Annotated in this window: 9 protein-coding genes; 1 reads left to right on the plus strand and 8 read right to left on the minus strand. The window is 44.9% G+C overall.

Annotated elements, in window-relative coordinates; genetic code table 11:
• Positions 1–123: 123 nt before the first annotated feature.
• From KB186_RS24345 to sigW, 7 genes are all read right to left on the minus strand, one after another.
• Complete coding sequence (locus KB186_RS24345) at positions 124–1083, minus strand: hypothetical protein (protein ID WP_232774547.1); 960 nt, start codon at positions 1081–1083, stop codon at positions 124–126.
• A gap of 799 nt (positions 1084–1882) precedes the next feature.
• Positions 1883–3715 (minus strand): glutamine--fructose-6-phosphate transaminase (isomerizing), encoded by a 1833-nt coding sequence (gene glmS / locus KB186_RS24350; protein ID WP_232774548.1) that lies wholly within the window; start codon positions 3713–3715, stop codon positions 1883–1885.
• 483 nt (positions 3716–4198) lie between these two features.
• Positions 4199–5545 carry a phosphoglucosamine mutase gene (gene glmM, locus KB186_RS24355; RefSeq protein WP_173612545.1) on the minus strand — a complete coding sequence of 449 codons (1347 nt, stop codon included), beginning with the start codon at positions 5543–5545 and terminating at the stop codon, positions 4199–4201.
• 43 nt (positions 5546–5588) lie between these two features.
• Positions 5589–6836, minus strand: coding sequence for a CdaR family protein (locus KB186_RS24360; RefSeq protein WP_173612546.1), 1248 nt, complete (start codon positions 6834–6836; stop codon positions 5589–5591).
• Positions 6829–7653, minus strand: coding sequence for a diadenylate cyclase CdaA (gene cdaA / locus KB186_RS24365; RefSeq protein ID WP_017247073.1), 825 nt, complete (start codon positions 7651–7653; stop codon positions 6829–6831). The genes KB186_RS24360 and cdaA overlap by 8 nt, the downstream gene beginning before the upstream one ends.
• A 105-nt stretch (positions 7654–7758) precedes the next feature.
• Positions 7759–8382, minus strand: a complete 624-nt coding sequence (locus KB186_RS24370) for a zf-HC2 domain-containing protein (RefSeq protein WP_173612547.1) — start codon at positions 8380–8382, stop codon at positions 7759–7761.
• A gap of 17 nt (positions 8383–8399) precedes the next feature.
• Entirely contained in the window at positions 8400–8963 is a 564-nt protein-coding gene (sigW, locus tag KB186_RS24375; protein WP_007725279.1) for an RNA polymerase sigma factor SigW, read from the minus strand.
• A gap of 170 nt (positions 8964–9133) precedes the next feature.
• Between sigW and KB186_RS24380 the strand changes: the two genes are divergently transcribed.
• Positions 9134–9292, plus strand: coding sequence for an aspartyl-phosphate phosphatase Spo0E family protein (locus tag KB186_RS24380; protein WP_088910300.1), 159 nt, complete (start codon positions 9134–9136; stop codon positions 9290–9292).
• Between the two features lie 93 nt (positions 9293–9385).
• Here KB186_RS24380 and rocF read toward each other — a convergent pair whose 3' ends face one another.
• Positions 9386–10282, minus strand: coding sequence for an arginase (rocF, locus tag KB186_RS24385; protein WP_012684013.1), 897 nt, complete (start codon positions 10280–10282; stop codon positions 9386–9388).
• Positions 10283–10506: the final 224 nt, after the last annotated feature.

Consider the following 10506-nt stretch of genomic DNA (forward strand, 5'->3'; position numbering starts at 1 on the left):
ATCCCTTCGAACAATACCCGCTCTAGTGCAATTATATTTGGGCTGAAACCTAGTAATGAACTCATGGGCAAATACCTAAATACCTGAATATGGATTGTTGATAGTGCTGACTACTTCTCAGTATCAAATAAATAAATTAAAATCCCTATATTCAGTTAATTTCTTTGGTTTTTTTCTTCCCATAGTGTTTCTACAAATACGGTAATACTTATCTTTAGTTTCATTTGGAATAGTATCCCAGTAGTCTGGAGAGAAGAAAATATTTTCAATATATAAGGCTATTAAATTTGAGATAGTGGCTTTTTGTTCACTCTCTGAAAGAGGTATTATTTGTTTTTTTATAAATTGATACATGGATTTATCTTTTGAAAAATAGCTCATAAGAACATATGTCATTCCTGACTGAGGAAATATTGTAAAGAAAAACGGTGAAATATATGAGTCCTGATTATTTATTAATCTTCCCTCATTGTCATAACTAATAAAAAACATCGACGTTGAAGCTATTCCATATTCATTTGGCCAAATAATTAAATCAGTTGATATTCTGTCATATCTTAAATTATCTAAATTGGTGTTCATAATAACTTTTAATTTTTCTAAATATTTCAGATGATCAGTGTACATTAAGTACCTTTCACCTAATTCAGAGTTGATTGATGTTGGATGTTCATTAATTCTTGATTCTAATAATTTATAAGAACTATGTCGTTCATAGTAGCCTAATGCAAAGGCTCTATAAGCAAAGAGATAGTTTTGTTCTGCACTTTTTGGAGAATAATCAAATTGTTCAATTGGTTTAAATATTTTCGAATCATGGTTATTGCAAAAACCTGTAAAGGTTGAGGCCTTGCCTCTTCCTACCTCGTTTAATATAATATTATGATTTGATGGAATTTTGGAGAAATCAAAAGCCATAACATTTCCGTTTCTGGCCAATCTATTAAGTATCCCATTATTCTGTATCGAATGTGCTTTGCTAATAGAATTGTTACAATCTTTATCTTTGTGAATACAGCCTGAAAATAATGTTTTGTTCCTTGCTTTATTAATATCTTTTATATTTTTGAGATCAAGCTTCATTAATTGTTCCCTCCATAATTGTTTTTTATTTCAGTACTTTCGCCGTACAGCTCATCCGCAAACATCACTAACAATTTGAATTCATTTTAATTGACTTTCCATGTACCAGATCACATCACAAAAACGGACAGGGTTGTATTATTTCCCCATTAAAAAACATCTCAAGAACTCTCCTTAAGAAGGATTTGCACCTCTCTACGCCACCTTCCCCTCAATGCTCAATCAGCGTTTCTTTCATTTCTAAACGGAGAGTTATTTCTCAATCACTTATGATAAGGCTCACCGCAGATGGTCTTAAACTATCCTCCTGGTTTAGCGTAATGACGCCTCGTCAGTCTAAAACAATATTTTCGAGGTCTAGCACTTTATTTTCCGAGTCTACAACACTATTTTCTTCGAACACGTACAAAATTCGAATTTAGTTGGCTGTACCCCGTAATTAATCAGCAAACTATATTTTCTAGTTATCAACTTTATTTTACAAAAACAATAGTCATAAATGATCACACATATAGATTTTCCATAATTAATTTAAATCTGAATTTAAGTCATTTTTAAACACAAAGAAACCTTGCTACAGTAAAGTGAACTGTAGCAAGGCAAGGCCAACATAAATTACAATGAGTGATAATTTATGTTCATTCATTATTACCCGGGCTGCTTTGATCATCAGATTTCGGAAATTTAACGACTCTAATGTAAATTTAGCAACTCTAATGTCAATTTAGTAACTCTAATGTAAATTTAGTAACTCTATTGTCACTAAACATGAACAGGATAATCTTATCCCCTTCAACCCTTACTCAACCGTCACACTCTTCGCCAAGTTCCGTGGTTTATCCACATCAAGGCCGCGAGCGACAGAAGCATAGTAAGCAAGCAATTGCAATGGAATGACGGTCAGAATCGGTGTGAGCATTGGCAGAGTGGCTGGCATGTATATGACCTCATCCACACTCTTCGCCAGATCGTGGTTGCCTTCAGTCGCAAAGCCCAGTACATGAGCGCCGCGAGCTTTTACTTCCACGATGTTGCTTACCGTTTTTTCGTAGATGTCTGGTTGCGTAGCCAAAGCTACAACTGGAACATTATCTTCAATCAGCGCAAGAGTACCGTGCTTCAGCTCACCGGCTGGATACGCCTCGGAGTGAATGTAAGAGATTTCTTTCAGCTTCAGAGAGCCTTCCAGCGATACCGCATAGTCGAGGCTGCGGCCGATGAAGAACAGGCTGCTTACCTCTTTTGTGCCCTCTGCAAAGCGACGAATCTGATCATCGTTATTCAGCATGGAAGCGATTTTACCAGGGATCTCGCTCAAGTGCTCTACGACTTCGGCAATCTCAGCAGCCGCCATGGTGCCTTTTACTTGAGCCAAATACAGGCTGAACAAGTACAGGGCAACGACTTGTGAGGTGTATGCTTTCGTAGACGCTACCGCTACTTCTGGACCAGCCCACGTAAAGATCACTTCGTCAGCTTCGCGAGCTACAGAGCTGCCTACCACGTTGGTGATAGCCAACACCTTCACGTTGCTCTTCTTCGCCTCACGCAGTGCAGCCAGCGTGTCTGCTGTCTCACCCGATTGGCTAATGACGATCATCAGTGTCTTGTCTGTGTAGATCGGATCACGGTAACGGAACTCGGAAGCGACTGCTACCTCTACAGGTACGCGAGTCCATTTTTCGATAACATCCTTACCGACGAGACCTGCGTGCATGGAGGTACCGCATGCCACGATGTAGATGCGATCGTATGTCGCCAGTTCCGCATCGTTCATTTTTAGCTCAGGCAAAATCACTCGCTTGTTGTCCTCGTCAATGCGGGCACCCATGGTATCGCGAACAGCTTGAGGCTGCTCGTGCATTTCCTTGAGCATGAAGGAATCATATCCGCCTTTTTCCGCTTGTACCAGATCCCACTCGACATGGAACAGTTCCCGCTCGATTTTCTCTCCGGTCTCTGCGTTCATCAGTTCCACACCATCGCGAGTCAACACAGCCATTTCGCCTTCGTTCAAAATGTACACGTCACGTGTATGCTCCAATATAGCCGGGATATCCGAACCGATAAAGCTCTCGCCTTGACCCACACCAACTACCAACGGGCTAGCCAAACGAATCGCTACCAGCTTGTCAGGCTCATGTTCCGTCATGATACCCAATGCATAGGCACCACGCATGCGTTGCACAGCACGACGCGCTGTAGAAACGATATCGCCATCGTACATGTCCGCGAGCAAGTGAGCGATAACCTCGGTATCTGTCTCAGAAGTGAACGTGTAGCCTTTTGCCAGCAGCTCTTCTTTCAATGGCAGGAAGTTTTCGATAATCCCGTTGTGAACGACTGCAAAAGCCGATTTTTCGTCTGTATGTGGGTGGGAGTTCTCGTCAGACGGTTTTCCGTGTGTCGCCCAACGTGTATGCCCGATTCCCATAGAACCAGTCAATGGCTTCGATTCCAAACGGCCTTCCAGAACAGCCAAGCGACCCTGAGCTTTTGAGTACTCCAATCCGTTTGCATTCACGACAGCGACCCCTGCTGAATCATAGCCGCGATACTCCAGTTTGCGAAGTCCTCCGATAACGATGTCTTGCGCTTGTTTATTTCCAATATATCCAACGATTCCGCACATAAGTGTATGGTCCCCTTCCAAATTGGCGAGGGACTTCCACCCGAACAATGGTACGGGGGTGAGTCCCCCGCCATTCCATGTTTTTTATATGATCATGCTGTTTCATCTATTTCGACAATGGCAAAAAACGTATCACACGCAAGGTTTTGTCCATCAGATCACCCTGATGTTTTGTCCCTGCGCTCTGCGGCAGTGATACTGCTGCCGGGAGGTATCCGCCGAATCCTTCGATAAACCTCCACCTCGTCCACTAAGGCTCCATGTCGGGCAGCCTCAGTGCTGGCGCTTTCCAATGGTATGCATTTGATTTATGATGCTTGTTCCTTTTTGCACAACCCCTCCCATTTTTTTCTTTCTTGGTGCTAGTGCACATGAACACTGTACCACAGATTGTGAAGAGCGACAATATCTTGTCGTCGTATTGTAGTTGTATGCAAAAGGGAGCGGCATTGAAACCGCTCCCTGCAACTTTTTACACGAATTTTACACGAGTTCTTGTTTGACCACGTCAACGATCCGATTCACGAGCCCTTCCAACTGTGCCGCATCTGGGCCTTCTGCCATGACACGTACGATTGGCTCTGTTCCCGACGGACGAACCAGAACGCGACCATTGCCAGCCAAATCTTCTTCTACTTTACGGATGGCCTGCGCAATGGCTTCATTGCCATTCAGCTTTGACTTGTCCTCTACACGGACATTGATCAGAAGCTGCGGATACTTGACCATCACTTGTTTGAGCTCGGACAACGGCTTGCCAGACTCCTTGATGATGTTCAAGAGCTGCAGCCCCGTTAACAAACCGTCTCCTGTCGTATTGTAGTCCAGGAAGACAATATGACCGGACTGTTCGCCACCGAGATTATAGCCGCCGCGAAGCATCTCTTCTACTACATAGCGATCCCCTACAGCAGTCTTCGTCGTATTGATGGAGCACTCTTCCATTCCTTTGAAGAAGCCCATGTTGGCCATTACGGTCGTAACAACTGTATTGTTGTTGAGTTTTCCTTTTGCCTTGAGTGCTCGTGCACAGATCGCCATAATATAGTCGCCGTCGATGATTTCACCATTATCATCTACAGCAATACAGCGATCCGCGTCCCCATCAAAGGATAGACCCAAGTCAGCTTTATGCTTCAAAACTTCTTCTACTAAACGTTCAGGATGCGTTGAACCGCACTGGTCATTGATGTTGATTCCATTCGGATTCGCACCTATCGTGATCACTTCAGCGTCCACATCCGCAAACAGACGAGCTGCCAATGATGAGACAGCACCATTTGCACAGTCCAGAACTACCTTCAGACCGTCAAATCGCTCAGATACGGTACTCTTCAAGTGAGAGAGGTACTTTTGTCCACCCTCCAGGAATTCCAGAACCGTCCCGATTTGTTCGCCTGTTGGTCGAGGCATCGTATCCTCTGCCGCGTCCAAATACTGTTCTACTTCAGCTTCCACTTCGTCGGACAGTTTAAAACCGTTGCTGCCGAAGAACTTGATTCCGTTATCCGGAAACGGATTGTGAGAGGCGGAGATCATAACGCCCGCATCTGCACCAAGTGCACGTGTGAGATACGCTACCCCCGAGGTGGAGATAACACCCAATCTGACCACTTCTGCTCCAACCGATAACAGTCCAGCCAAAAGCGCGTTTTCCAGCATTTGTCCAGAAATGCGCGTATCGCGCCCAATCACCACTTTTGGTTTTCCTTCCTGCTTGTGTCTGGTGAGAACGTAACCACCAACGCGTCCGATTTTAAATGCCAGTTCGGGTGTGAGTTGTGTATTTGCTACACCACGTACACCGTCTGTTCCGAAATACTTCCCCATGATTGTCCCTCATTTCCTTCCTTGTGCACACAACAGCTTATGTCTACCTTTGCTTGTTCGTGATTTGAATTGTGACCTTTTTCGGTGCGCTCGCAGAAGTCTTGATATACTCCGACTGATTGAAGATGTAATTCAATGGTACTTCGTATACACCCGCCGGCATATTGCTGACATCTGCTACGACCTGCAAGTCTTCATGCCTCAACTGATTCAGCACTACTGGAGCGCCGATCACGTCGAAGTCGATTGTAGACATCTCCTGGCCATCGGTGGATAGTACCTTTGCTTCCATGCTTTCTGATAGCCCGCTAATGCGAATCGGAATCTTCTCCAAACGCTTCGTCGTTGATGGAACGACTTTTAGCGATACGGTCAAATACTCCGGCTCTACCTTCACAATATTATCCATTAACGGTATCTTGAGCTCTATATCGCGATCTGATGTAATGTTGCCGAGATCAATTTCCGGCCCTGGGTATGTGTTGGATTTGATGCCATCAATGACTTCCTTCGGTCCATAGACCGTGACCTCTTCCACATTCATACCCATACTAGCCAAACTATAGCCATTCGGCAATTCATTCGTCAAGTTTAATTTAATTGGCACTTTTGCAAACGGACTCGTTACGGGGATGTTCACTTCTACCGTAAGTGGCACCACATCTGCCCCTTGAATCACGTTGCCAGACTTGTCCACGACTTTGAGCGGAACCGTTGTCTTGATTGCGGAAGTAGCCCCTTCCAGGTCAACCGAAGCCTTTACCGCTGCTACCTTATTCACTTGACTTTCAGGTACCCTTACAAGCGCTCTAAACGGCTTCACAATAGGTTCTCCAGCGGTATAACCTGGGGCGACCTGTCCCAATTTCTCCACAGAAACTTCACGCTCAACAGTCTTTTTCTCTTCCAAGGTGATTTCCACGATATTCGGGATGATCCCTACCTTGACTTCATCCGGGAATCCCTTGTACTGGACAGGTACACGATGCGTTCCTTTGCCCAGGTTCGTCGCATCGACATACACTTCCCACGATTCCTCTGGAAAGAAATTGTGTCGATAAAAAGGATTATTACTTTCCAAGGCGACCTTTACCGTTCGCTGCTGCTTGACCACCTGATAACGATCAGTATCATATTTCACATGCAAATTGACACTATCAATAAAAGTTGGCTGACTTGCCTCAGGAGTCGTCGTTTGTTCGGCTTCCAGATTGACAATCATCCACGTCATGATAGCCAAAAGCAACGCAACAGCACGTGCAAACCAGTGACTGTTTAACCATTTATCCATGTTTTCGCCTCCATTGCCAACGACTTCCCATGGATTTGCCTTTAGACAGAGGCTGAAGCTGTTCTGTCAGCATCTCTGCCAGTTGCGCCTCCGTCAGATTGCGATTCATTGCTCCATGCGCGGCAAAAGACACCTGACCAGTCTCTTCGGATACGATGATCGCGATGCCATCGGAAACCTCACTTAACCCTATTGCCGCTCGATGGCGCGTCCCCAACTCCTTGGAGATGGAATTGTTCTCAGACAGTGGAAGATAACAGGCAGCAGCCATAATCATGTCTTTTCGCATAATGACTGCACCATCATGCAACGGTGTATTCGGAATGAAAATATTAATCAGCAGCTCTGAGCTGACTCGCCCGTTAATGCCAATACCCGTTTCCACGTAGTCGTTAAGTCCCGTCTCTCTCTCAATGACGATCAATGCACCAATGCGACGCTTGGCCATGTACGTAACCGATTTGCCCACTTCTTGAACCAAGCGGCTAACCGCCTCGTCATCCTGCGTACTGCTTGAACGGGAAAAAAGCTTGCCTCGACCAAGCTGCTCCAGTGCTCGACGCAACTCTGGCTGGAAGATGATGACGACCGCCAAAACCCCGAATGTAAAAGCTTGATTCATCAGTGCGTGCAATGCCGTCAGCTGGAAATATTTGCTGAGGAACCATGTGATGACGATGACCATAATCCCCTTCAGCAATTGTACAGCCCGCGTCCCGCGAATAAGCATAATGATTTTATAGAACACGTATGTAACGAGTAAAATATCCGTTGCATACCGTAGCAAATCCCCATATTCCATGGATATCGATATCATAACGAAGCCCCCATATCTCGCTCCATCTAATGAAGTCAGTCTATCTCCTGCGGAAAAAGCACGGCTCCACTGCCGTGCTCTGATAGCTGTACTCTCTATTTTCTCTTATGGCAAGATCGGAAGCAAGTCATTTCCAATATTTTTCACCTCATACCAGATCCAATCTACGATCGCTTCGATCGATTCGGTATTTCCCACGACTTGGGCGGTAGATGCCACGAACACTTTTCCTTCAATGGCCACAACATTCCCAGTTACATGGCCTCGAACATCTACGTTTCCGTTGCGGACAACCAAGTCTCCATCAATATTGGTTCCTGCTGGTACAACTACGACATTGCGTTCACGATCTATTTTTAATTTATCCAAATTAGCAGAGGATACCTGTAGAGTGTCATCCCGATCAAACCAACTGTTGAATACACTGCCGGTCATCAAAAAGAGAAATACCGCTGCAGCTGTCAAAAACGGATGATTACGAAGCCATCCTGATAACAGATTCGCTTTCGTCGGCGCAGGCAATTGCGCAAGTACACGAGCTGTAAAATCAGAAGAGACATGAATATGCGAAGCGCTTTGAACAAAAGCGATGGCTCTCTGCAACTCATGCATATGCTGACGACAACTCACACAAGACTTTATGTGTGCTTGCAATTGCAGATTGGCTAATTCATCAGTGTCCCCATCTAGATATTCGTGGATGAGGCAAATCATATCCCGGCATTCCATCGTGATTTTCTCCTTTCTCACATCAATCGCAACTTGCTGCGTAATGCTTCCCTTCCTCGGTGAATACGCGTCTTGATTGTCGTTATGGGAAGCTTTACGATATCGCTGATCTCCTGCAACGACAAATCCTCGATATAACGCAAGATCATAATCGAGCGATATTTGGGCTGTAAGTGAGACAAAGCATCTTGCACCGTCTCTTGCAGCTCCTGCGTTACGACTTTGTCCTCTGGTGTTCGCTCGTTAGAAGACAGGCGTGAATACCAGTCCAGGCCTTGCCCTGGTTCGGTTTCTTCATCCAATGAAAAGTCAGGTCGTTTTTTCCGGCCACGGTCGATACATAGATTGGTCGCGATCCTGTAGATCCACGTGGAGAACTTATAGTTGTCATCGTATGAATGCAAATTGGCATAGACACGCAAAAATGTTTCTTGCGCGATGTCCTCTGCATCTTGACGGTTTCCCACCATACGATATGCGAGCTGAAATATCTTGTCTTTATAAATCTCGATTAACTCCGCAAAAGCTTCACGGTCTCCGCGTTTTGCCCGCTGAGTCAACCGTTTCTCTACAAAATCCATGCGATCCTCCCCACAATACCGTAATCCTATATACGGATGATACTGCATATGGTTTCATTTTTAATCTAGTGTTTGTGCGGATAATTTGTTGGGAAATAGAGGAATAAGCGCAATGCTTTCCTCTATATATAAGTAATGATAGCTCATTTATCTCACGGGTGGAAAGGAGAGTGCAACGATTGTCAAAAAAAGACGTTCTCCTCGAAATTGAAATGCTTCGAAAAAAACTCAACGATCAGTACAAAAAACAAGCCTGCATTACTCCAGAATTAGTTTCGCTAAGTGTACAACTGGACCAACTATTAAATAAACTTCGTCTCCATCCTTAGAATGTACAGCTTTCCCCCAACAATGTAAAGATGCGGTAAAACAAAAAAAGAGGGCCAAAAGCCTCTCTTTTTTCATGATCTTCTTCATTTATTTTATAGTAATTTATCACCAAAAACGGAACTCATTAAAGCGACTGCAACGCGAGCTGTCATGTTTTCTCGGTCAAGAATCGGGTTGACCTCCACGAATTCAGCAGAACAAAGAATATCTGCATCTGCCAGCATTTCCAATGAGACATGCCCTTCGCGATAGGAAATACCACCTATAACTGGCGTCCCTACTCCCGGAGCATCGTGTGGATCTAGTCCATCCAAGTCGAGGCTCAAATGCACGCCATCCGTGTTTTTGGACACATGCGCGATTGCTTCATCCATGACGCGAGCCATACCCAACTTATCAATTTCATGCATGGTGAAAACTTTCATCCCAATACGCTTGATCAATTCACGCTCACCTTGATCCAAATCACGCGCTCCGATGATGACCACGTTTTCTGCCTTTACCTTTGGTGTATATCCTCCAATGTTTGTCAGACGCTCATGCCCATATCCCAAGCTCGCTGCCAAAGGCATACCGTGAATATTTCCCGATGGAGAAGTGGCACCCGTATTCAAATCACCATGAGCGTCGAACCAAATAACACCCAGGTTTTTCACGTGCTTCGCCACACCCGCTATGGTGCCAAGGGCAATGCTGTGATCGCCACCCAATACGAGCGGGAATCGACCAGCAGTCATGATATCGCTTACAACATTGGCAAGCTTTTCATTGGCTTCCACGACTTCATCCAAATATTTATGGTTTTCCGTCTCAGTGAAGTGATGAGGGCGCGTTACAAAAATATCTCCGCGGTCTTCAATATTGAAACCCATCTTTTCCAGGCGTGCGACAACACCTGCATAACGGATAGCGCTAGGTCCCATATCAACTCCACGGCGGTCTGCACCTAGATCCATCGGTACACCAACAATGCTCATGTTTTTGTTCATAAAAGTGCCACCCTTTCCTTCGTTCATTCATTATCTACTCCTATATTGTAGCCCCGGAAAGCAAAATGACTCAACTCGACATGATTTTGCATAAATAACCTGTCGGACAAGCTTTGTTAAAAACACAAAAAAACGAGTAACCGAAATGGTTGCTCGTTTCTAATAAGCATATGGAGCGGGTGATGGGAATCGAACCCACGCGACCAGCTTGGAAGGCTGGAGTT

The organism is Brevibacillus sp. AF8, assembly GCF_021270385.1.
Lineage (GTDB): Bacteria > Bacillota > Bacilli > Brevibacillales > Brevibacillaceae > Brevibacillus.